Origin of the sequence: Streptomyces sp. NPDC046203, from assembly GCF_040646255.1 — a bacterium.
GTDB lineage: Bacteria > Actinomycetota > Actinomycetes > Streptomycetales > Streptomycetaceae > Streptomyces.
Genome location: NZ_JBEYZX010000015.1, coordinates 38,446 through 60,087 on the forward strand (window position 1 = coordinate 38,446; position 21,642 = coordinate 60,087).

Sequence of the window (21,642 nt, forward strand, 5' to 3'; positions counted from 1 at the left end):
CCGGGTACAGGTCCGGGTGTGGGGCGCGGGCACGAACGAGTCAGCCGGCGGTCTTGGCAGTGGCGGCGCGGACCACCCGGGGACGCACCACCACCGGACAGGAGTTCCACAGCTCCACCCCGTCCGTCAGCAGCTCCCGGACGGCGCCCTGTTCCTCGGGCGTCCAGATGTCGCACTCGCCGCCGAACAACTTCTCGTAAGCGCTGTCGTGCACGGCGGACCGCCACGGCCGGTCGGCCGCGAGCGGATCGGGGGCCAGACCGAGGGTCAGGTCCTCGAAGAAGTTCCAGGCCTCCAGCACCGCACCCGCGGGAACCCGCCGGCGCACCGGGTCCGCCAGCCAGTGCTGGACCCGGACGAGTTCCAGGGTGTCGGCCTCGGGGTAGGCCAGGGGCCGGCCGCGCCGCTCGGCGTACCGCCGGGCCTGCATGGCCGTCGCGAACACGGGCATCCGTCGCCGGTCGCCGTCCGGCAGGGCCAGCACCCGGTCGGGTGTGTCGCCGACGCCCCCGATCGACAGGACCACCCCGCCGCGGCCCCGCCCGCGTATCCGGTACGCGTAGAGACTCTCCTGCTCGCTCTCGTGCCCCGCCGCGAACCAGTCGCCTTCACTCCATGTCACGGCCTCACCCTGACAGGCCGTACGGAAACCGTCGAGCGGTTTCCGTACGGCTCAGCCCGCAGAAGCCCCCCGCCCGAAGGCGCCCTCCGCCCGCAGAAGCCGCACCCCGCCCGTCGAACATCATCACCACGTGCCGGATCGGCCCGGCCTCGCGCGCTCACCCCTCGACCGCCCTCGCCCGCCCCCACCCACCGGCTCGTCGGAGGCCGGCCGGGCCGGGCACGTCGTCATCCGGTGCGCCCCGCCGGGGCGGAGGAGCGGCCACGGGCAGCGGCCCTCACACGTCGGTGCGGATCACCACGTCCAGGGTGCGCGGGCCGTGTACCCCCTCCACGCGCTCCAACTCGATGTCGGAGGTCGCCGACGGGCCGCTGATCATCGTCGTCGGCCGCTCGGGGACCAGCCGGGCCAGGGCCTCGGGCACGCCCGCCTCGACCGTCGACAGGTCGACGACACAGACGTGCAGATCGGGCACGAGGGACAGGGCGCGGCGGCCCTGGCCGGGGGAGCCGTCGAGGAAGATCGTGCCGGTCTCGGCGCAGCTCACCGCGGACGCCGTCACCACGCCGTCCAGGGCGTCCAGCCGCGGTGCCGGCACGTCCGCCGCGTCCTCGCGCACCGTGCCGTCGAACGCGCCGAGCCAGGACGGGTCCAGACCCACCGGTACACCCACCGTGCGGACCCCGCGTTCCGCGAGCACCCGCGCGAGTGTGAGGGCCGTCGTGTCGGCGGTGCAGGTGACCACCGTGGCCTTGTAGTCGACGAGCCGGTCGACGAACAGTTCGAGCCGTTCCGCGTCGGGCAGGGTGCGCCCGGTGCGGTAGGTACGTTCCACGGGCACGTCGGGCTTCGTCGCGAGCGCCAGCGCGTCACGGACCCGGCCGAGCACGGCCGTGCGGGCGTCGGTTCCGGTGCCGGTTCCGGGGGTGGTCGTCATCGCTGCTCCTCGGGGTTCTGGGCGGTGGCCGCACCCTCCTCGGCGGCTTGGCGCAGCGTGGCCGCCCCCTCGGCGGAGGCCAGCCACGAACGGAAGGTCTGCTTCGGCGGCGCGGGGGTGTCCCGGCTCGCGCTCCAGCCGTCGAACGGCGGTGGCAGGCGGGTGATCTTCCGGTCCCGGCCGGCGATCACCCGGCCGAGCCCGGCGGCCTTCTGCGCGCTCGTGTACACCTTCGGCCGGGACATCACCGCGGCCGCCGCCTTCATCGCCAGCTTCTCGGCCGTCGTCCCCGCGCGCTCGGTGTTCTGGTGGCGCAGCTCGACGAGGAGCGAGGGGATGTCGATCTTCACGGGGCACGCGTCGAAGCAGGCTCCACACAGGCTGGAGGCGTACGGCAGCGAGGAGTTGGGGTCGTCCTTCGCCTCGTGCATGCCGGCGAGCTGCGGGGTGAGCACCGCCCCGATCGGCCCGGGGTACGTGGACCCGTACGCGTGGCCGCCGGTCCGCTCGTACACCGGGCAGACGTTCAGACAGGCCGAGCAGCGGATGCAGTTGAGGGCCTCGCGGCCGATGGCGTCGGCGAGCGCCGCGGTGCGGCCGTTGTCCAGGAGGACGAGGTGGAAGTCCTGCGGCCCGTCGCCCGGGGTGACCCCGGTCCACAGCGAGGTGTAGGGGTTCATCCGCTCGCCGGTGGAGGAGCGCGGCAGCAGCTGGAAGAACACCTCCAGGTCGCGGTAGCGGGGCAGCACCTTCTCGATGCCCATGACCGTGATCAGGGTCTCCGGCAGGGTCAGGCACATGCGCCCGTTGCCCTCGGACTCGACGACCGACAGGGTGCCGGTCTCCGCGACGGCGAAGTTGGCCCCGGAGACGGCGACCTTCGTCGTCATGAACTTCTCGCGCAGATAGGCGCGCGCGGCGGCCGCGAGGTGTGCCGGTACGGAGTCGAGCCCCGGGTCGACGCCGGGGATGCCGCGGAGGAAGATCTCCCGGATCTCGTCGCGGTTGCGGTGGATCGCCGGGACGAGGATGTGCGAGGGCTTGTCGTCGGCCAACTGCACGATGAGCTCGGCCAGATCGGTCTCGTGGGCCCGGATGCCGCGTTCCTCCAGGTACTCGTTGAGTCCGATCTCCTGGGTGGCCATCGACTTGACCTTGATGACCTCCTTGCTGCCCGTCGCCTCCACGAGCCGGCGCACGATCGCGTTCGCCTCGACGGCGTCGCGCGCCCAGTGCACGGTGCCGCCGGCCGCGGTGACCTTCTCCTCCAGCTGTTCGAGCAGCTCGGGAAGGCGGTTCATGGTGTCCGTCTTGATCGCGGCTCCGGCTGCCCGCAACTGCTCCCAGTCGGGCAGTTCGGCGGTGACCGCGAGCCGCTTGGCACGGATGGTGTGCGTGGCCCGGTGCAGATTGCCGCGCAGCTGCTCGTTGCGCAGTTCGGTGCGGGCGGCCTTCGGGAACGTCCGGTCGCCTCGCAGGTTGCCCGCTCCGTACGGGGCGCGCGGCGGGACGGCGGGCATGCCGAGGAAGGTGTCGCTCATCGGGCGGCCTCCGTCATGGCGTACGGCGTGGTGCGGGTGGCGGCGAGGATCTGTGCGAGGTGCAGCGTGCGGGTGCCGGAGCGGATCCGGGACAGTCCGCCCCCGATGTGCATCAGGCAGGAGGAGTCGCCGGCCGTGCACACGTCGGCGCCGGTGCCGCACACGTTGGTGAGCTTGTCGGCGAGCGTGGCACTGGAGGTGTCGGCGTTCTTCAGGGCGAACGTGCCGCCGAAGCCGCAGCAGGAGTCGGCCTCGGGCAGTTCCACGAGGTCGATCCCGTCGACGGCGCGCAGCAGCCGGAGCGGCTTGTCGCCGACGCGCAGCATGCGCAGTGAGTGACAGGTGGGGTGGTAGGTCACCCGGTGCGGGAAGTACGCGCCGACGTCCACGGTGTCGAGTACGCCGACGAGCAGCTCGGACAGCTCGTACGTCTTCGCTTTGACCCGCGCGACCCCCGAACGCAGCGCCGGGTCCCCGTACCGCTCGGCGATGATCTCGTGCTGGTGGCGGACCGATCCGGCGCAGGAGCCGGACGGCATCACGACGGCGTCGATCGAGGCGTCGCCGAACTGGTCGACGAAGCCCCGCACCAGGGGCACGGGCTCGCGCTGGTACCCGGTGTTCACATGCATCTGCCCGCAGCAGGTCTGGTCCGGCGGGAACACCAGCTCGTGGCCGAGCCGGCTGAGCAGGATGGCGGTGGCCCTGACCGCGTCGGGGAAGAGGGTGTCTCCCAGGCACGTGGCGAAGAGTCCGATACGCAAGGGAGAGCCTCCACAATCTCGTTCTCGCACGTCTCGCGAGGCGATTTACGGTCCGACCATACTTCCGTCGTGCCAAAAAGGACAGCGTGTCGCCCCACGCCTAGGCCGGACGACAATGTGGTCCGACCTTATTGACATCAGGTGTTAGCCAGTGCGCTACTAAGGGCGCCCGCCGCCCGGAGCGGCGAGCACTCCGAACGGTCAGCAGGCCGCAGCCGCTGCCGTTCCCTGCCGTTTCCTGCCGTTTCCTGCCGCGCTCCGTGGGCGCGCATCCTCTGCTCGCATGGTCCGGAACTCGACGAGGAGTACTTTTCGTGGCCTCAGCACCCCCGGCGGTCCTCGCCGCCTTCACCCCAGACGCGCACGCCGTCGGTGACAGCCTCGCCGGTACGGCACTCCTCGGCCTCCTTCCGCTGGCCGTGTTCTTCGTCCTGCTCATGGTCGCCAAGCGGCCCGCGCTGCAGTCCGCGCTGGGCGCGCTGCTCGTCGCGCTGCTCGTCGCCGTGTTCGGGATGGGCATGCCCGTCGAGCTCGGCCTGTTGTCCGCCGCGCAGGGCGCCGTCTTCGGCCTCTTCCCGGTCATGCTCATCGTGGTCGCGGCCATCTGGTTCTACGAACTCACCGTTGTCAGCAACCGCTTCGAGGACCTGCGGCGCTCCTTCAGCGCGGTCGGCCGCGGCGATCTGCGCGTCCAGGCCATGCTCATCGCGTTCTGCTTCGGCGGCCTCCTCGAAGCGCTCGCCGGGTTCGGCGCCCCCGTCGCCATCACCGCGGCCATGCTGATGGCGCTCGGTCTGCCGCCGCTGCGCGCCGCCGTCACCGTCCTGGTCGCGAACACCGCCCCCGTCGCCTTCGGCGCCATGGCCATCCCGATCACCACGGCCGGCAACCTCACGGGCATCCCCGCCGAGGAGATCGCCGCCGTCGTGGGCCGCCAGAGCCCGCTGCTCGCCCTGTTCGTCCCGACGCTGCTGCTCTTCCTCGTCGACGGACGGCGCGGCGTGCGCCAGCTGTGGCCGATAGCCGTGGTCACCGGAGCCGTCTTCGCCACCGCGCAGTTCTGGTGCGCGGGTCACTTCGCCTACGAACTGACGGACGTCGTCGCCGCGCTCGCCGGCTTCGTCGCGGCCGTGCTCATGCTCCGCTTCTGGAAGCCCGCCACCCCCGACGACCAGCGCTCACGGGTCGAGGCCCAGCCGCTCACCCCGCGCCGCGTCACCCTCGCCGTGCTGCCGTACCTGCTCGTCATCATGGTCTTCGGGCTCGCCAAGCTGAACACCGGCGCCCTCGACGTACCCGCCGCCCTCGCCCGCTGGAACGTCCTCCTCCAGTGGCCCGGTCTGTACGGCGAGCTGCTCGCACCCGACGGTGCCCCGGCCGGCAGCGCCGTCTACAAGCTGGAGGTGCTCGGCAACCCCGGCACCCTGCTGATCCTCTCCGGCCTGCTGGTCACGCTGATCTACCGGCTGACCGGCAGCGAGCGGTACCCGATGACCGGGCGGCTGGCGCTGCGCGCGGCCGGCCGCACCGTGGTGAACATGCGCGTCGCCATCGCCACCGTCGCGACCGTGCTGTCCCTGTCCTACGTCATGAACCAGTCCGGCCAGACCATGGCCATCGGCACCTGGCTGGCCGCGGCCGGCGGCGTCTTCGCCCTTCTGTCGCCCTCTCTCGGCTGGCTCGGCACCGCCGTCACCGGCTCGGACACCTCGGCCAACGCCCTCTTCGCGACGCTCCAGCAGACCGCGGGCCAGAAGGCCGGCATCGACCCGACCCTCCTCGTCGCCGCGAACACCTCGGGCGGAGTGGTCGGCAAGCTGGTCAGCCCGCAGAACCTGACGATCGCCGCGACCGCCGTCGGTCAACCCGGCAGCGAACGCGTCCTGCTGCGCAAGGTCGCCGGCTACAGCCTCGGCATGCTCGCCATCCTCTGCGCCCTCGTCTACCTGCAGTCGCTGCCGGCGCTGTCCTGGATGCTGCCCTAGACGAGTCATTCCGAATGCTGACGGTGCGTTCGGGAACGCAGACAGGGCGTCCATGATCGATCTGTGACGAATGACCTGGACGCCCTGCTCACCGCACTGTACGTGAAGATCGATGACGAGATCGGAGACACCCGATGGCTGGGACGCCCGCCCCGGCTGACGGACTCCGAACTCGTCTGTCTCGCCGTCGCCCAAGCGATGCTGGGCTTCACCTCGGAGTCCAGATGGCTGCGGTTCGTCCGCTGCCGCCTGGGCGCGATGTTCCCGTACATCCCCAAGCAGCCGGGCTGGAACAAGCGTCTGCGGGCCGCACTCCCGCTGGTCAAGCAGGCGATACGGCTCCTGGCGACGGACAGCGACTTCTGGTTCGACAACCACTGGATCATCGACTCCACCCCGGTCGAATGCGGCCGGTCACGGCCCACGGTGAAGCGGTCGGACATGGCCGGCTGGGCCGGATACGGATACTGCGCCAGTCACTCCCGGTTCTTCTGGGGCCTGCGGCTGTACCTGGTCTGCACCCCGGCGGGGATGCCGATCCTGTGGGCCCTGGCGAACCCGAAGCTGGACGAGCGCGAAGTGCTGACAGCGATGCTGGACCGCGAACCGGACACGGTCACCGACCGGCCCGGCCTGTTGCTGATCTCGGACAAAGGCTTCGCCTCCAAGGAGTTCGAGGGCGATCTGGCCTTGCGCGGGGCGAATCTGCTGCGGCCGTCGTTCAAGCGGGAGAAGCCCCGCGAGGGCGAGTCCCTGCTGAAGTCGGTGCGGCAGCTGATCGAGTCGGTGAACGACACGCTCAAAGGCCAGCTCAACCTGGAACAGCACGGCGGGCGGACCTTCGAGGGCGTCGCCGTCCGCGTCGCACAGCGCGTCCTCGCCCTGGCCGCAGCGGTCTGGCACAACCACAAGACCAGGCAACCGGTCATACGATCCCTGATCGCCTACGACCACTGAACACATCGGAATGACTCATCTAGTACCGCGACCGGCAAGGTTCACCGGCTCGCCGCCCGGCATACCCTTCCGGTCGCAGCCTTAAGTCGCAGCCCTATGAGGAGTGCTTCGCGGCCCCGGAATCGGAATCGGCCGGGCCGCCGACCTCGACGAGCGTGCCGTGGAAACCGCGGATGTGCTGCTCCACGAGGTCGGCGGCCCGGCCACCCTCACCGGCCCGGATCAGCCGCAGCAGCTCGGTGTGCTGCTCGTCGAGTGCGCGGGCCGTGGCCGGCCAGTCCTCGCCGGTGGCCTCCTCGGCCTTGAGGATCAACGTCCGCACCGCCTCGCGCACCGCGGAGGTCAGTGTCGAGATCAGCTCGTTGCCCGAGATGCGGGCGATGTACACGTGGAACCGCGTGTCCAGGTCGTTGAACTCGGTGATGGACAGGTCCGGCTCGCGCATCCGCTCCAGGAGCCGTTCCGCCTCGGCCAACTGCTCCTCGTGCGCGAAACGGGCCGCCGCCTCGAAGCTGGAGCGCTCCAGGGTCACCCGGGCCTCCAGGACGTCCTCGAGGCTGTAGCTGCCGAGCGCGACATGCAGCCGCAGCAGGCGGCCCAGGGCGTCGTCCGGGTTCTGCACGATGCGGGCGCCCGCGTCCGGACCGCGCCCCGCGGTGGCCACCAGGACGCCTATCGTCTCCATGACCCGGAGCGCCTCGCGCAGGGCCGACCGGCTGACCCCGAGCGCCTGGGCCAGCTCGCGCTCCGGCGGAAGCCGGTCGCCGGCCTTGAGTTCGCCGGCGAGCACCTGTTCCTCGACGCTTTCCAGGACGAGTTCGTGTGTCCGCGACTGTCGGACCGGAAGCCATTCGGCCACTGTCGGTGCCTCCCCAGCCCGTCTGCTCGCCCTATCGGAATTCAGAACATCACTATGGCACAACTGGCATAAGGTCCGACCACAATGTGTCAGGGGGACAACCCTGGCCGGCCAGGTGAAACCCGGGCAGGGGGCGGTGGCCCCGAAGAACGGCTTGGCGGCCCTCGGTGCACCCTGCCCTCGGTGCACCCCACCCTTCGGTACACCCCGCGCCTCGATTCCGCCGGAAGCCGGTCGGAGAGCCCGTCGTGCCCCTTGCTCGGCGGCTTCGAAACTCCTCACCGACGATCACCCTCGGTTACTATGCTCACTTCACGCCGGAAGCCGGCGGCAAGAGGCGCACGGCACCATCGACGGTCCGCCGGGGGAGCGGGGAGACCGGCTCGCCGGCCGGCACTTCCGGATCTTCCCCAGCACCGTCGACCGGTGATTCCCACCTCGACACCACGGAGAGATCATCCGTGGATTGTCAGGTCGAAGAGAAGGGTGGCCCGGGAAGTGCTGCAAGAGGTCGTAGCGACCCGCTACGTCACGCCACTGCGTGAGGGCGGCTCGCTCCCCGGGATCGTCGAGGCCGACGATCTCGGTACGTACGTCATGAAATTCACCGGCGCCGGCCAGGGGCGCAAGACGCTGGTCGCCGAAGTGATCTGCGGGCAGCTGGCCCGGCGGCTCGGGCTGCGGGTGCCGGAGCTGGTGACGATCCAGCTCGACCCGGTGATCGGACTGTCCGAGCCCGACCAGGAGGTGCAGGAGCTGCTCAAGGCGAGCGGCGGCCTCAACCTCGGCATGGACTTCCTGCCCGGCTCGCTCGGTTTCGACCCGCTCGCCTACGAGGTCGACCCGAAGGAGGCGGGCAAGGTCGTCTGGTTCGACGCGGTCGTCAACAACGTCGACCGGTCCTGGCGCAACCCCAACATGCTGGTCTGGCACGGCGATCTGTGGCTCATCGACCACGGCGCCACCATGATCTGGCACCACAACTGGCCCGGCGCCCAGGCGTCCGCCGCCAAGCCGTACGACGCCTCGGACCACGCCCTCGCGCCGTTCGCGCCCGACATCGCCGCGGCCGCCGCCGAACTGGCCCCGCTCGTCACCCGCGAACTGCTGACCGAGGTCGCCGCCGACGTGCCCGACGAGTGGCTGGTGGACGAGCCCGGCTTCGACAGCACCGACGAACTGCGGGACGCGTACGTGTCGGCGCTGCTCCCGCGCGCGGCCACCATCCACGAGCGGATCACCCTCGGCCCCCGCGTCGAGCGACGGCCCCAGCAGCCCCCCGGCTGGCTCGCCGATCGCCTCACGCCCCGGACGCAGGGCGCGGACGCCTCCGCCCCGGACAGCACCTCCCTGGTCGGTACCCCGAAGGACAGCACCACGTGACCCACCGAGATGTCTTCGAGTACGCGCTCCTGCGCGTCGTGCCCCGCGTCGAGCGCGGCGAGTGCTTCAACGCCGGGGTGGTCGTCTACTGCCGGGCCCGGTCCTACGTCGCCGCCCGCGTCCATCTTGACGAGACCAAGCTCGCCGCGCTCGACCCCGCCGCCGACGTCACCGGCGTCCGGGCCGCGCTGCGCGCCGTCGAGGGGGTCTGTACGGGCGGCGAGGCCGCGGGCCAGGCCGCGCCCGACGACGCCGGCCGGCGATTCCGCTGGCTGATGGCGCCCCGTTCCACCGTGGTGCAGCCCGGGCCGGTGCACACCGGCCTGACCACCGATCCCGAGGCCGAGGTGGAACGCCTGCTCGACCTGCTCGTCCGGTAGCGGCCCGCCTCTTCGGCCCCCTGGGGGCGGGTGCACCCGGTGGGCCGTTGACACCGGGTGCCAGGGCTTCTAGCGTCTCGTCTGCGGACGATACTAAGCGGTCGCTCATGCTCGGGGGAGTGGGCGCGGCGCGGGGTGCGGACCGCATCCAGGGATCCCAAGGGCGAGGAGAACAAGCATGTCCACCACCGAGCAGCGGGTAGCCGTCGTCACCGGTGCGGCGCGGGGCATCGGCGCCGCCACCGCGATCCGGCTCGCGGCCGAGGGCCGCGCCGTCGCCGTGCTCGACCTCGACGAGGCGGCCTGCAAGGACACCGTCGAGAAGATCACCGCCGCCGGCGGCACCGCGCTCGCCGTCGGCTGCGACGTCTCGGACGCCGCGCAGGTGGAGGCGGCGGTGGCCAGGGTCGCGACCGAGCTGGGCGCGCCGACCATCCTCGTCAACAACGCGGGCGTGCTCCGCGACAACCTGCTCTTCAAGATGTCCGAGTCGGACTGGGACATCGTCATGAACGTGCACCTCAAGGGCGCGTTCCTGATGGCCAAGGCGTGCCAGAAGCACATGGTGGACGCGGGCTTCGGCCGGATCGTCTCGCTGTCCTCCTCCTCGGCGCTCGGCAACCGCGGCCAGGCCAACTACTCCGCCGTGAAGGCCGGTCTGCAGGGCCTCACCAAGACCCTCGCCAAGGAGCTGGGCAAGTTCGGCGTCACCGCCAACGCCGTCGCTCCCGGCTTCATCGTCACCGAGATGACCGCGCAGACGGCCGAACGGGTCGGCATGGGCTTCGAGGACTTCCAGACCGCCGCCGCGTCCATGATCCCGGTGCAGCGGGTCGGCCGGCCGGAGGACGTCGCCAACGCCATCGCCTTCTTCACGGGCGACGCCGCGGGCTTCGTCTCCGGCCAGGTCATGTACGTGGCCGGCGGCCCGCTCAACTGACGCCCGGCGAAGCCGCACGAGGAGGCATACGTATGAGCAAGCGGGAACTGCCCGAGCTCTCCGGCAAGGTCGCCCTGGTCACCGGTGCGAGCCGGGGCATCGGCTACGGCGTCGCCGAGGCCCTGGTCGCGCGCGGCGACCGGGTCTGCATCACCGGCCGAGGCGAGGAGGCCCTCAAGGAGGCCGTGGAGCGGCTGGGGTCCGACCGGGTCGTCGCGGTGCCCGGCAAGGCCCACGACGAGGCCCACCAGGCCGCCGCGGTCGCCGCCACCATGGAGGCTTTCGGTCGCGTCGATTTCCTGGTCAACAATGCCGGTACGAATCCGGTGTTCGGCCCGATCGCCGAACTCGATCTCGCTGTCGCCCGGAAGGTATTCGAGACGAACGTGGTCTCGGCGCTCGGTTTCGCCCAGCAGACCTACCGGGCCTGGCAGAAGGAGAACGGCGGGGCGATCGTGAACATCGCCTCGATCGCCGGGCTTTCGGCGTCGCCTTTCATCGGTGCGTACGGAATGAGCAAGGCGGCGATGATCAATCTGACCCTTCAGCTGGCGCATGAATTCGCCCCGGCCGTACGGGTCAACGCCATCGCTCCGGCCGTCGTGAAGACGAAGTTCGCGGCGGCGCTGTACGAGGGCCGGGAGGCCGAGGCGGCCGCCCCGTACCCGCTCGGCCGGCTCGGCGAGCCGCAGGACATCGGCGGTGCCGCCGCCTTCCTGACCTCGCCTCAGTCGGACTGGATCACGGGGCAGACCCTGGTCGTCGACGGCGGGATTTTCCTGAACGCCGGTGTCGGGTGACCGATATCCGGACACTTTCCTGAAGTCGTGACCGGTTTGGCCCCGGTTGCACGCTGAATGCCTCAAGTGCCCTGCCAGGGCGGATCATTGACCTGGTGGGGCGCTGCGGTATGGTCGGCCGATCCCAGGCTGAACGAGGAGCGTGCACGTGTTCAACCGGACCAGTCTGCAGGCGGCTGCAGCCCTTGCGTCCATATCCCTCCTGTCCGGATGCAGCATGTTCTCGGACAGTGGATCCACAGCGGAACAGCGCATCGTCGTAGGGACGACGAGTTCCCCCACCACGTTCGATCCGGCGGCCGCCTGGGACAACTCCTGGGAGCTCTTCCGGAATGTCTTCCAGACGCTCGTGGCGTATCCGACGGGCAGTGCGGTACCGAAGCCCGACGCCGCGGATTGTCAGTTCAAGGATTCCGAGAGCCGCCTTTTCGAATGCCGGGTCCATGAAGGACTGACTTTCTCCAACGGCCACAAGCTGGACGCCGCGGCCGTCAAGTACTCGATCGACCGCATTCGCACCATCGACGTCGAGGGCGGCCCGAACGGAATGCTCGGTTCCCTCGACAAGGTCGAGGTCACCGACGCGAACACGGTGCTCTTCCGGCTCAACAAGCCCGACGCGACCTTCCCGTTCATCCTCACCACCCCGGCCATGTCCATCGTGGACCCGGCCGAGTACCCGGCGGACAAGCTCCGCGAGGACGGCAAGATCACCGGCTCCGGACCGTACGTCCTGGACTCCTACAAGGAGGGCGACCGGGCCGAGTTGAGCAGTTACGCCAACTACAAGGGCTTCGCCGACCGCAAGAACAACGGTGTGACCATCAAGTACTTCAAGGAGTCCGAGCCGATGGTCGCGGCGCTCCGGAAGAAGGAGATCGACATCACCTACCGCGGTCTGACCGCCGCGGAGGTCGTCGATCTCGAGGACGGCAAGCCCGAGAACAAGGGCCTCCAGCTCGTCGAGTCCACCGGTTCCGACATCCGCTACCTCGTCTTCAACAGCAAGGACGCGACGGCCGCCAAGCTGCCCGTCCGCCGCGCCATCGCCCAACTGGTCGACCGCGACCGGCTGGTGAGCAACGTCTTCCAGGGCACCGCCGAGCCCCTGTACTCCATGGTGCCCAAGGGCATCGCCGGTCACACCACCAAGTTCTTCGACCGCTTCGGCGGACCGGACAAGGACAAGGCCGAGGGCATCCTGCGCGACGCCGGCATCACCGAGCCCGTCTCGCTGGACTTCTGGTACGCCACGGACCGCTACGGCTCCTCCACCGCCGCCGAGTTCGCCGAGCTGAAGAAGCAGCTGGAGGAGTCCAAGCTCTTCAAGATCACCCTGCACGGCAAGCCGTGGAAGGAGCTCCAGGCGGGCTTCCAGCGCGCCGAGTACCCCGTGTTCGGACGAGGCTGGTTCCCCGACTTCCCGGACCCGGACAACTTCGTCGCCCCCTTCATCGGCCAGGAGAACGTCCTCGGCACCCCGTACGTCAACTCCCGCATCAGTGACGAGCTGATCCCCCAGTCGCGCCGCAACACCGACCGCGCGGCCGTCACGGGCAAGTTCGTCGAGGCGCAGGAGATCATGGTCCGGGACGTCCGGCTGCTGCCGCTGTGGCAGGGCAAGCTGTACATCGCGGCCAGCGAGGACATCGGCGGCGGCGAGCGAGCGCTCGACCCGCAGACCGTCATGCAGGTGTGGGAGCTGAACCGCCGCACCAGCTGGTGACCGAAGCGTGAGCGAAGGGCCGGACCCGGCATGCGGGTCCGGCCCTTCGCATGAGCCGGGCCCGGCATGCGGGTCCGGCCCGGAACGCGGGTCCGCCCGGCGGGGCCGGACGACGGCCGGTGGTACCGCCCACCGGCCGGGCGGCGGCCGGTGGGCGGCCGGCGACGACCGGTGGAGTACGGCATTGTCAGTGGCCCCCGGTAGGTTCTCGTTCGGAGTACCAAGCAAGCCCACCGGAGGTTGTTGACCGTGACCGACACCGACCAGCTGCCCGAGTCCTGGCGCGGCGTCCTCGGCGAAGAGCTGGAGAAGCCCTACTTCAAGGAGCTCACCGAGTTCGTCGAGGAGGAGCGGGCCAAGGGGCCGGTCTACCCGCCGCGCGACCAGGTCTTCGCCGCCCTCGACGCCACCCCGTTCGACCGGGTCAAGGTGCTGATCCTCGGCCAGGACCCGTACCACGGCGAGGGCCAGGGCCACGGTCTGTGCTTCTCCGTGCGGCCCGGCGTCAAGACGCCGCCCTCGCTGCGCAACATCTACAAGGAGATGCAGGCCGAGCTCGGGCACCCGATTCCCGACAACGGCTATCTGATGCCGTGGGCCGAGCAGGGCGTCCTGCTGCTCAACGCGGTGCTCACGGTCCGCGCCGGCGAGGCCAACTCGCACAAGGGCAAGGGCTGGGAGAAGTTCACCGACGCCGTCATCAAGGCCGTCGCCGCCCGCCCCGACCCGGCCGTCTTCGTCCTGTGGGGCAACTACGCCCAGAAGAAGCTGCCGCTCATCGACGAGACCCGGCACGTCGTGGTGAAGGGCGCCCATCCCTCGCCGCTGTCGGCGAAGAAGTTCTTCGGCTCCCGTCCCTTCACCCAGATCGACGAGGCCGTCGCCGCGCAGGGGCACGAGCCGATCGACTGGCGCGTCCCGGACCTCGGCTGAGCCTCGCCCGGATCCGGCGCGGCGACGGTTAGCGTCGGATCCGGCAATCCGTACGGGTGCCGCACGACAGCGCGTGGAGGCCGTAGTGACCGGGCAGCAGGTATCGGACGACGCCGTCATGACCAGGATCGGGCAGGCGATGATGCTGCTCCACGGCGGCGACCGGGAGGAGGCCCGCAACCGCTTCGGCGCCATCTGGGACCAGATCGGGCCGGACGGCGACCCGCTCCACCGCTGCACCCTCGCCCACTACATGGCCGACGCGCAGGACGATCCCGACACCGAGCTGGCCTGGGACCTGCGGGCCCTGACCGCGGCCGAGGGCCTGGACGACGACCGCCTGGCCCGGCACGACTCGGCCGTCGCCCTGCGCGCCCTGTATCCCTCGCTCCATCTCAACCTGGCCGCCGACTATGTGAAGCTGGCCCGCCCCGACGCGGCCCGGATCCATCTGGACCGGGCCCGCGAGGCCGCCGTATGCCTGGACGACGACGGATACGGCAACGGGGTGCGGGCCGCGATCGACCGGCTGGAGCTGCGGCTGGAGGACTGAGCGCGGGGCCGTTCGCCGTGCGACGAGCCTGAGAAGGGCGGCCCGTGGCGGGCAGGAGCGGGCGGAGGCGGGCGGAGGCGGGCGTGTGAGGGGCGCGCGCCCTACTTCGCGTAGGTGTTCCGGCAGATCCGGGCCTGGGCGCTGTCGGAGCTCCAGCCGCCGAACACCGCGCCGAGCCGGCAGACGTCGGAGCGCGACTCGGGAAGCTCCGGCGGTCTGACGGGTGCGGCCGGCGGCCGGTGGGGCCGCGCGGCCGGTGGGTGCCCGGGGTGTGCGTGCGCCGGCGGGTGCCGGTGCGCCGGGTGCTTCCCGTCGTCCTCGGCGTGCTTCTCCAGCGAGGACTGGGGCTCGGGCTCCGGGGGATCGGGCATCGCCGCTTCCAGGGCTTCCCGGGCGGGGCCCGGGACGATCTGCGGCACGGCCTCGCCGCCGGCGGGCCCGGCCGAGGCGGCGGGTGCGGGGCGCGGGGCGACCGGCTCGACGGCGACGCAGCCGGACAGAGCGGCCATCGCCATCCCGGCGAGGAATGTCACGGTGGTTCTCGTTCGATGCACCCGCGCCACTTTGCAGGCCGGACCCCGTCCGGCGCGCCCCTACTCGCGGGGAATGCCCCGCATGGGTGAGCGCCGTGGTGCGCACTGACCGGCGCGCCCCGGGCGAATGCTCCCGTGCGCCGGGGTGTCGTGGGCGGGTCAGTTTCCGGTGGCGCCGTCGATGCGCTCCCGGATGAGGTCGGCGTGGCCATTGTGGCGGGCGTACTCCTCGATCATGTGGAGGTAGATCCAGCGCAGGTTGACGATCTTTCCCCGGCTGGTCGGGCGCAGGCCCCGGTCGTCGAGGTCGCGGCCGGCCGCGTTGGCCCGGGCATGGGCGATCTGCTCCTGCCAGGTGGCGTACGCCTCCTCCCAGGTGTCCTCGTCGGTGACGTGGATGTCCCGGTCCTCGTCCTTCTCGTCGTCGTAGAGCCACGGGGTGTCCTCGCCGGCCAGCACCCGGCGGAACCAGGCGAGCTCGACCTCGGCCATGTGCCGTACCAGACCGAGGAGGTTGAGGTCGGAGGGCGGGACGGAGACGGTGCGCAGCTGGGCGTCGTCGAGACCCTGACACTTCAGGGCGAGGGTCTCGCGGTGGAAGTCGAGCCACTGCTCCAGGGCGGCGCGCTCGCCGCTCAGGGTGTCGGGGCGGACGCGGGACGCGGGGGAGGGATCGTCGGTGGTCATGCTCCTCATCGTGACCGACGACCTGGTGGTATGGCCATGGAATTGACGGGGAGTCACTGCGGCGGTGGTGGTGGTGGTGGTGGTGGTGGTGGTCGGGGCGGGGCCGCGGTCGCTCGGCGTGCGCCGTGGTCGCTCAGTGCCCGCCGGTCCCAGTCCCAGTCCCGGTGTCGGTCCCGGTGCCGAGCATGCCGCGCAGCAGTTCGTCGAAGCCCGCGCGCAGTTCCGCACGGCTCGGGACCTCGGCGTGGAAGGAGCCGGCCGCGCAGGAGAACATCAGCCCCTCGCACCAGGCGATGAGGGAGAGCCCTTGGCGCTCCGGTGCGGGGGAGCCGGCCGCGCGCAGCATCGTGATCACGGGGGTGCGGAAGACGGACCCGGCGGCGTCGAAGAAGGTGCGTAGCTCGGGGCGGCGGGTGGCCTCCAGAGCCAGTTCGTAGCGGGACACCAGGAGGGAGCGGTGGTCCGTCAGATAGCGGTGCAGGGCGAGCGCGAGCGCGTTCACCAGATCCTCCGGCGTGGCTCCGGGCCCCGGCATCTCGTGCGGCGCGAGCACGACCGCCTCCCGCTCGGCCTGACGCCGTACGGCGGTCTCCAGCAGGGCCTGGCGGGTGCGGGCGTGGTTGGAGGTGGAGCCCTGGGGGAGTCCGGCCCGCTCGTCGACGGCGCGGTGGGTGAGTCCGCGCATCCCGCGCTCCACGAGCAGGTCGAGAGCGGCGTCGCCGATGCGGTCGGCGCGGCTGGACGGGGCGGCGGGGGCCGGTGCTGCGGTCATGGGGACAACCTATCGAGCGCTTTGTCTGGCCCCCGCGACTACACCTGTAGTACGTTCGAAGGGTAACTACACCTGTAGTCCCGTGCTTCCCAGGGGGAATCATGCAGCAGCAGCAGCAGCAGCAGCACCGCGCCGTCGTCGTCGGAGCCGGGATCGGCGGCCTCACCGCGGCCCTCGCCCTGCGCGCCCGCGGCTGGGACGTCACCGTCCTCGAACGGGCCTCCTCCCTCGCCCCCGTCGGCGCGGGCATCGGCCTCGCCCCCAACGCCCTGCGGGCCCTCGACACCATCGGCCTCGGCGACCGGGTCCGCGCGCTCGCCGCCTGGCAGGGCGACGGGGGCATGCGCCGCCCCGACGGCCGCTGGCTCGTCCGTACCAGCGCCCGGGCCGCCGCCGAGCGCTTCGGCGGTCCCCTCGTCCTGCTCCACCGCGCCACCCTCGTCGGCCTGCTCGAGGGCGCGCTGCCCGAGGGCGCCGTCCGCACCGGCGGCCCCGCCGTCCTGGCCGATCCCGGCGGCGCCGGCCGGCCCGCCCGGGTCGGCACGCCCGACGGGGAGTGGGAGGCCGACCTGGTCGTCGCCGCCGACGGCATCCACTCCGCCGTCCGCCGGCTCCTCTTCCCCGGCCATCCCGGCCCGCGCTACTCGGGGTTCACCACCTGGCGCACCGTCGTCCCCGCCCCCGAAGCCCCCTTCGCCCCGCACGAGACCTGGGGCCCCGGCCGCCTCTGGGGCAGCCAGCCGCTCAAGGACGGCCGCGTCTACGCGTACGCCATGGCCGCCGCCCCCGCCGGGGAGCACGCCCCCGGCGGCGAGAAGGCCGAACTCCTGCGTCTGTTCGGCGACTGGCACCACCCCGTCCCCGCGATCCTGGCCGCCTGCGACGAGGACACCGTCCTGCGCCACGACGTCCACCAGCTGACCGACCCGCTGCCCGCCTTCCACCTCGGCCGTGTCGCGCTGCTCGGCGACGCCGCCCACGCCATGCAGCCGACGCTCGGTCAGGGCGGCAACCAGGCCATCGAGGACGCCGTCGTCCTCGCCCACCACGCCGGACCCGGCCGGGACGTCCCGGCGGCGCTCGCCGCGTACACCGCCGACCGGCTGCCGCGTACCACCGCCCTGGTCCGCAAGGCCGCCCGCACCGGCCGCCTCGCCCTGCTCTCCGCCCGCCCCGCCGTCGCGCTGCGCGACACCGCGATGACCGCCGTCTCCCGCTTCGGGCCCGGCCTGGTGCTGCGCGGCTTCGACGGCATCGCGGACTGGCGGCCGCCGACCGGCGACGCGCCCGCGCGCGTAAGCTGACCGCCGCGAAAACATGAACCGGCGACACCCGCGACACATGCGAAATCCGTGAAGTCCCGTGCGGTGAACGGGAACAGACCCCAAGGAGAGACCCCGTGAAGGTCGGCTGCATCGGACTCGGTGACATCGCACGCAAGGCGTACCTGCCCGTCCTGTCCGCCCTTCCCGGGGTCGAACTCCACTTCCAGACCCGTACCCCCGCCACCCTCGACCGGGTCGCCGACCTCTACCAGCTGCCCGCCGAGCGCCGTCACCACGACCTCGACTCGCTGCTCGCGGCGGGCCTCGACGCGGCCTTCGTCCACGCCTCCACCGCCGCGCACCCGGAGATCACCACCCGGCTCCTGGAAGCGGGCGTGCCCACGTACGTCGACAAGCCGCTCGCCTTCGACTACGCCACGTCCGAGCGGCTGGTCGAACTCGCCGAGAAGCGCGCCGTCGGTCTCGCCGTCGGCTTCAACCGGCGCCACGCCCCCGGCTACGTCTCCTGCCTGGACCACCCGCGCGACCTGATCGTGCTCCAGAAGCACCGGACCGGACTGCCCGAGGACCCGCGCACCTTCATTTTCGAGGACTTCGTGCACGTCGTGGACACGCTCCGGTTCCTGGTGCCCGGCGAGATCGAGCACACCCAGGTACGGGCCAGGGTCGAGAACGGCCTCCTGCACCACGTGGTGCTCACGCTCTCCGGCGACGGCTTCACCGCGCTCGGCCTGATGAACCGTTCCAGCGGCTCCACCGAGGAGGTCCTGGAGGTCTCCGGGCGCGACGCCAAACGCCAGGTCGTCAACCTCGCCGAGATCGTCGACCACCACGGCGACCCCACCGTGCGACGGCGCGGCGACTGGGTGCCGGTCGCCCGGCAGCGCGGCATCGAACAGGCCGCTCTCGGCTTCCTCGACGCCGTACGCGAGGGCCGCCCGCTCAGCGCCCGGGACGCCCTGCTCAGCCACGAACTGTGCGACCACGTCCTGCGCGAGGTCCTTGCCCAGACTTCCTGAAGCCAGGCTTTCCGGGCCGGGGCATCCCTGAGCCGGGGCTTGTCGGACCTGGGCCCCCTGGGCCGGGGCATTTCGGATCCGGACGCCTCTAGGGGTTCTCCGAAGCGTCCTGACCGGGTTCGGGCCTCGCCCGCCAGGCGGCCCCGAACCGCGCCGAGACCGCCGCGCCCGCCGCCACGACCAGCGCCAAGGCCGCCGCGTACACCGGCCACGGCCCCAGCCGGTCGTACGGCGTCCGGGTCCGGGAGAGCGGCAGCGTGTAGACGGCCGTGGTGCTGAGGTCGGTGCCGAGCACCGGGCCGGTGCGCCGCCCGTCGGGGTCGTACGCGGCGCTGATCCCGGTCAGCGTCGCGTGCACCATCGGCCGCCCGGTCTCCGCCGCCCGCAGCGTGCCGAGCGAGGCGTGCTGCGCCGGGGCCCAGGTGTTCTGGAAGGTGGACGTCGCCGACTGCGCGACGATCACCTGCGCGCCCATGTCGGCCAGATGCCGGCTCATGTCCGGAAAGGCCGTCTCGAAACAGATCAGCGGGCCGATCCGCAGGCCGGGCATGCCCGTACCGCCGGGCACCGGGGGCAGGGTCATCACCACCGGCGTGGTGCCGCGCCGGCGGTTCACGGCCGCCGCCTTGCCCACCGAGGTGGCCCAGCCGAACAGCGACCGCAGCGGGATGTACTCGCCGAACGGGACCAGCCGCATCTTGTCGTAGCGCTGCCCCGTCGGCCCGTCCGCGCCGATCAGGACCGCGCTCTTGTAGATGCCGGGCCGGTCGGAACGGTGCGCGTCCACGTTCACCAGGACCGGCGCGCCGACCTCCCGTACGAGCGCGGCGAGCCGGGCCGCGAGGTCCGGCCGGGTCCGCAGGTCCGTACCGACACTGCTCTCGCCCCACACCACGAGGTCGAGGCGCTTCCCGGCCAGCGTCCGGGTCAGCCGCTCGCCCCGGTCGAAGCGCCGCGTGGCACCGCCGGGCCCGTCGAACACGCCCGGCTGGACGACCCCGATCCGGACGCTGCCGGAGGTGTGCGGGGCGGGGAACAGCCAGGGGGCGAGCGCCAGGAGGAGGACGCAGTCGAGGACTCCGGCGGCTCCGGCGAGCGCGGTACGGCGGGCCCGCGGGGACCTGCGGGCCCGTGCGAGCGCGATGACGAGCAGCGCCACGGCCGTGTTCGCCGCCACCACGAGCAGGCTCAGCAGCCAGACCCCGCCGGCCGAGGCCAGCCGCAGCGCGGGCGGAACCTGCCACTGACTCGCCCCCAGCAGCCCCCACGGGCCGCCGAGCGCCTGCCAGGAGCGGACGAGTTCGATCATCAGCCAGCCGGAGGGGACCAGGACGAGCGCGGCGCAGGCCCGCGCCGGGGTCGGCATCCCGCGAAGCGCCGCCCGCACCAGCCGGCCCCACGGCAGCCACAGCAGCCCGAACAGCGCGGCGAGGACGAACAGGAAGACATGCAGGCTCGACAGCAGCCAGTGGTGGACGGCCAGCATGAAGCCGGCACCGCCGCACCAGCCGTCGAATCCGGCCCGGCGCGCGGTCGGCGCCGTGCGGATCAGCAGCAGGAGCGGTACGAGGGACACATACGCCCACCACCACAGGTCGGGGGTGGGGAAGGCGAACACGGGCAGGGCGCCGAGGACGAGCGCGAGCAGGGACCGGCCGGTCCCGGCCCACCGGCCCCCGCGCGCGGGCCTGGCCCGGGACTTCGCCGCGAACGCCGTCCGCATGCCGCGCCTCCAGGAGTCGCCTCCAGTGTGCGCGCGGTCGGTCTCCCGGGCGGGGTGGCGCGCGGAACGGAACCGGCGGCGGGGCAGGTGGAGCACGGCGCGCGGACCGGTTCCGGACCCGAAGGCGCGGAGAGCGAGAGCGAGGGCGAGGGCATGGACGGGAGCAGGAGCAGGGACGGGGACAGGGGCCGAGTGTGCGGTGGGCCGTGCGCCGGGACGCCTCACCCCCGGCGCCACTTCTCCTCGACGACGACCGAGCCCAGCCGCCAGTTCTCGTCCACGCGGAGCGCGGTGAAGGAGTACCGCCCACCCGACATGTACTCCGCGCCGGACGCGAACCGCATCGGATTGAGGTAGTCGGCCCGGACGGTTGCCGCGCCGTCCGGATGGCCCGCCGGGTCCGGCAGGACGATCCGGCGGTTGACGATGAGGTGCTGGCGTACGGGGAACAGCCGCATCGACTCCGCGAGCCAGTCGGCGACCTCGTCCACCGGACCCTCGATCCCGCCCGAGGAGCGGTAGTCGGCCCGCCCGCCCGGTACGAACAGGGCCCGGTACGCGGCCCAGTCGGCGTCGTCCACGGCCATCGCGTAGCCGGTGACCAGGTCGTCGACGGCGAGCCGGGCCATTACGGCGGCGAGATCCACGCGCTGCGTCATCGGTTCAGTGTCGGCCCGCGGGCCCCGTGGGGCCAAGGGGCGTGCGGGGACGGGATCGGACCCCCGACTATGTCAGCCCGTTCGTCCTGGCGATCGTGCCGACGTTCATCACCTTCGCGGCTGGGTGGCAGGCCAAGCACACCCCTCGCGGCAACGCGGACACCGAGGGCTGAGATGGACACCGGCGTCCCGGCCCTGGACATGGTGCTCGTCTGGGGCCGGTGCTGCCTCTGCCATCGCGGCCGTCCTCGCAGGCGCCTGGAAGGGCCTTCGGGCGGTCTTCCGCCTGCATCGACGGGTGGACGAGTTCATGGACGACTGGGTGGGCGAAGAGGGGCGCCCGGGAGTACCCGAAAGGCCCGGAGGCATGGCGCGTGTCAGCGGAATCGAAGAGCGGCTGAGCCGGGTCGAGCATGAGCTGTACCCGAACTCTGGCGAGAGCCTCCGGGATGCGGTGGACCTTGCGAACGAGCGGCTCTCTCGCCTGTGCGACGAGGCCCCACCGGCCCACTCCGACGGGACCGAGCCCCGCCGCCTGCCGCGGCCCTGTAACGGACCGCCCGTCCCACGGCTCCGGGGGCGG

Annotated in this window: 22 protein-coding genes; 12 read left to right on the top strand and 10 right to left on the bottom strand. The window is 71.7% G+C overall.

The window, feature by feature from the left end; genetic code table 11:
- Window positions 1–40: 40 nt before the first annotated feature.
- The 4 genes from ABZ990_RS14565 to ABZ990_RS14580 form a co-directional block, all read right to left on the bottom strand.
- Entirely contained in the window at window positions 41–622 is a 582-nt protein-coding gene (locus tag ABZ990_RS14565) for a hypothetical protein (protein WP_361230621.1), read from the bottom strand.
- A gap of 277 nt (window positions 623–899) precedes the next feature.
- Complete coding sequence (locus ABZ990_RS14570; RefSeq protein ID WP_361230624.1) at window positions 900–1,559, bottom strand: LUD domain-containing protein; 660 nt, start codon at window positions 1,557–1,559, stop codon at window positions 900–902.
- Window positions 1,556–3,100, bottom strand: coding sequence for a LutB/LldF family L-lactate oxidation iron-sulfur protein (locus ABZ990_RS14575; RefSeq protein WP_361230627.1), 1,545 nt, complete (start codon window positions 3,098–3,100; stop codon window positions 1,556–1,558). The genes ABZ990_RS14570 and ABZ990_RS14575 overlap by 4 nt, the downstream gene beginning before the upstream one ends.
- The gene (locus ABZ990_RS14580) at window positions 3,097–3,864 is read right to left on the bottom strand and encodes a (Fe-S)-binding protein (RefSeq protein ID WP_361230630.1); all 768 of its coding nucleotides are present in this window, start codon (window positions 3,862–3,864) and stop codon (window positions 3,097–3,099) included. Before ABZ990_RS14580 ends, ABZ990_RS14575 begins: the two co-directional genes overlap by 4 nt.
- A 314-nt stretch (window positions 3,865–4,178) precedes the next feature.
- Here ABZ990_RS14580 and ABZ990_RS14585 point away from each other — a divergent pair, with 314 nt between their 5' ends.
- Window positions 4,179–5,849: an L-lactate permease gene (locus ABZ990_RS14585; protein WP_361230633.1), complete on the top strand. Its 1,671-nt coding sequence runs from the start codon at window positions 4,179–4,181 to the stop codon at window positions 5,847–5,849.
- A 63-nt stretch (window positions 5,850–5,912) separates the two neighbouring features.
- Window positions 5,913–6,806, top strand: a complete 894-nt coding sequence (locus tag ABZ990_RS14590; protein WP_361230636.1) for an IS982 family transposase — start codon at window positions 5,913–5,915, stop codon at window positions 6,804–6,806.
- Between the two features lie 94 nt (window positions 6,807–6,900).
- Here the strand turns inward: ABZ990_RS14590 and ABZ990_RS14595 are convergent, their stop codons facing one another.
- Window positions 6,901–7,665, bottom strand: a complete 765-nt coding sequence (locus tag ABZ990_RS14595; RefSeq protein WP_361230639.1) for an FCD domain-containing protein — start codon at window positions 7,663–7,665, stop codon at window positions 6,901–6,903.
- A 498-nt stretch (window positions 7,666–8,163) separates the two neighbouring features.
- Between ABZ990_RS14595 and ABZ990_RS14600 the strand changes: the two genes are divergently transcribed.
- The 7 genes from ABZ990_RS14600 to ABZ990_RS14630 all read left to right on the top strand — a co-directional run bounded on the left by ABZ990_RS14600 (window position 8,164) and on the right by ABZ990_RS14630 (window position 14,380).
- Window positions 8,164–9,048: a HipA family kinase gene (locus ABZ990_RS14600; RefSeq protein ID WP_361230642.1), complete on the top strand. Its 885-nt coding sequence runs from the start codon at window positions 8,164–8,166 to the stop codon at window positions 9,046–9,048.
- Entirely contained in the window at window positions 9,045–9,428 is a 384-nt protein-coding gene (locus ABZ990_RS14605; protein WP_361230645.1) for a DUF3037 domain-containing protein, read from the top strand. The genes ABZ990_RS14600 and ABZ990_RS14605 overlap by 4 nt, the downstream gene beginning before the upstream one ends.
- A gap of 178 nt (window positions 9,429–9,606) precedes the next feature.
- Entirely contained in the window at window positions 9,607–10,368 is a 762-nt protein-coding gene (fabG, locus tag ABZ990_RS14610) for a 3-oxoacyl-ACP reductase FabG (RefSeq protein ID WP_361230648.1), read from the top strand.
- A gap of 32 nt (window positions 10,369–10,400) precedes the next feature.
- The gene (locus tag ABZ990_RS14615; protein WP_361230651.1) at window positions 10,401–11,168 is read left to right on the top strand and encodes an SDR family oxidoreductase; all 768 of its coding nucleotides are present in this window, start codon (window positions 10,401–10,403) and stop codon (window positions 11,166–11,168) included.
- A gap of 148 nt (window positions 11,169–11,316) precedes the next feature.
- Window positions 11,317–12,894: an ABC transporter substrate-binding protein gene (locus ABZ990_RS14620; protein ID WP_361230654.1), complete on the top strand. Its 1,578-nt coding sequence runs from the start codon at window positions 11,317–11,319 to the stop codon at window positions 12,892–12,894.
- 249 nt (window positions 12,895–13,143) lie between these two features.
- On the top strand, window positions 13,144–13,827 hold the full coding sequence (gene ung / locus ABZ990_RS14625) for a uracil-DNA glycosylase (RefSeq protein WP_361230657.1): 684 nt from the start codon (window positions 13,144–13,146) through the stop codon (window positions 13,825–13,827).
- Window positions 13,828–13,945: 118 nt separating this feature from the next.
- Window positions 13,946–14,380 carry a hypothetical protein gene (locus ABZ990_RS14630; RefSeq protein ID WP_361230826.1) on the top strand — a complete coding sequence of 145 codons (435 nt, stop codon included), beginning with the start codon at window positions 13,946–13,948 and terminating at the stop codon, window positions 14,378–14,380.
- Between the two features lie 101 nt (window positions 14,381–14,481).
- Here ABZ990_RS14630 and ABZ990_RS14635 read toward each other — a convergent pair whose 3' ends face one another.
- The 3 genes from ABZ990_RS14635 to ABZ990_RS14645 form a co-directional block, all read right to left on the bottom strand.
- Window positions 14,482–14,934 carry a hypothetical protein gene (locus tag ABZ990_RS14635; RefSeq protein WP_361230660.1) on the bottom strand — a complete coding sequence of 151 codons (453 nt, stop codon included), beginning with the start codon at window positions 14,932–14,934 and terminating at the stop codon, window positions 14,482–14,484.
- Between the two features lie 138 nt (window positions 14,935–15,072).
- On the bottom strand, window positions 15,073–15,600 hold the full coding sequence (locus ABZ990_RS14640) for a DinB family protein (RefSeq protein ID WP_361230663.1): 528 nt from the start codon (window positions 15,598–15,600) through the stop codon (window positions 15,073–15,075).
- Window positions 15,601–15,733: 133 nt separating this feature from the next.
- Window positions 15,734–16,372 carry a TetR/AcrR family transcriptional regulator gene (locus tag ABZ990_RS14645; protein WP_361230665.1) on the bottom strand — a complete coding sequence of 213 codons (639 nt, stop codon included), beginning with the start codon at window positions 16,370–16,372 and terminating at the stop codon, window positions 15,734–15,736.
- A gap of 101 nt (window positions 16,373–16,473) precedes the next feature.
- Here ABZ990_RS14645 and ABZ990_RS14650 point away from each other — a divergent pair, with 101 nt between their 5' ends.
- Both ABZ990_RS14650 and ABZ990_RS14655 read left to right on the top strand, forming a co-directional pair.
- On the top strand, window positions 16,474–17,676 hold the full coding sequence (locus ABZ990_RS14650) for an FAD-dependent oxidoreductase (protein ID WP_361230667.1): 1,203 nt from the start codon (window positions 16,474–16,476) through the stop codon (window positions 17,674–17,676).
- Between the two features lie 95 nt (window positions 17,677–17,771).
- Complete coding sequence (locus tag ABZ990_RS14655) at window positions 17,772–18,677, top strand: Gfo/Idh/MocA family oxidoreductase (RefSeq protein WP_361230670.1); 906 nt, start codon at window positions 17,772–17,774, stop codon at window positions 18,675–18,677.
- A gap of 88 nt (window positions 18,678–18,765) precedes the next feature.
- On the opposite strand, the gene lnt is transcribed toward ABZ990_RS14655, so the two are convergent.
- Both lnt and ABZ990_RS14665 read right to left on the bottom strand, forming a co-directional pair.
- Window positions 18,766–20,400: an apolipoprotein N-acyltransferase gene (gene lnt / locus ABZ990_RS14660; protein WP_361230673.1), complete on the bottom strand. Its 1,635-nt coding sequence runs from the start codon at window positions 20,398–20,400 to the stop codon at window positions 18,766–18,768.
- A gap of 221 nt (window positions 20,401–20,621) precedes the next feature.
- Entirely contained in the window at window positions 20,622–21,059 is a 438-nt protein-coding gene (locus ABZ990_RS14665; protein WP_361230676.1) for a nuclear transport factor 2 family protein, read from the bottom strand.
- A gap of 41 nt (window positions 21,060–21,100) precedes the next feature.
- Between ABZ990_RS14665 and ABZ990_RS14670 the strand changes: the two genes are divergently transcribed.
- Window positions 21,101–21,232 (top strand): hypothetical protein, encoded by a 132-nt coding sequence (locus ABZ990_RS14670; protein WP_361230679.1) that lies wholly within the window; start codon window positions 21,101–21,103, stop codon window positions 21,230–21,232.
- Window positions 21,233–21,642 lie beyond the last annotated feature (410 nt).

Coding starts and splice junctions, on each gene's coding strand:
- ABZ990_RS14665 (WP_361230676.1), bottom strand. CDS start 21,059: ATGACGCAGCGCGTGGATCTCGCCGCCGTAATGGCCCGGCTCGCCGTC.
- ABZ990_RS14650 (WP_361230667.1), top strand. CDS start 16,474: ATGCAGCAGCAGCAGCAGCAGCAGCACCGCGCCGTCGTCGTCGGAGCC.
- fabG (WP_361230648.1), top strand. CDS start 9,607: ATGTCCACCACCGAGCAGCGGGTAGCCGTCGTCACCGGTGCGGCGCGG.
- ABZ990_RS14630 (WP_361230826.1), top strand. CDS start 13,946: ATGACCAGGATCGGGCAGGCGATGATGCTGCTCCACGGCGGCGACCGG.
- lnt (WP_361230673.1), bottom strand. CDS start 20,400: ATGCGGACGGCGTTCGCGGCGAAGTCCCGGGCCAGGCCCGCGCGCGGG.
- ABZ990_RS14575 (WP_361230627.1), bottom strand. CDS start 3,100: ATGAGCGACACCTTCCTCGGCATGCCCGCCGTCCCGCCGCGCGCCCCG.
- ABZ990_RS14645 (WP_361230665.1), bottom strand. CDS start 16,372: ATGACCGCAGCACCGGCCCCCGCCGCCCCGTCCAGCCGCGCCGACCGC.
- ABZ990_RS14570 (WP_361230624.1), bottom strand. CDS start 1,559: ATGACGACCACCCCCGGAACCGGCACCGGAACCGACGCCCGCACGGCC.
- ABZ990_RS14615 (WP_361230651.1), top strand. CDS start 10,401: ATGAGCAAGCGGGAACTGCCCGAGCTCTCCGGCAAGGTCGCCCTGGTC.
- ABZ990_RS14640 (WP_361230663.1), bottom strand. CDS start 15,600: ATGACCACCGACGATCCCTCCCCCGCGTCCCGCGTCCGCCCCGACACC.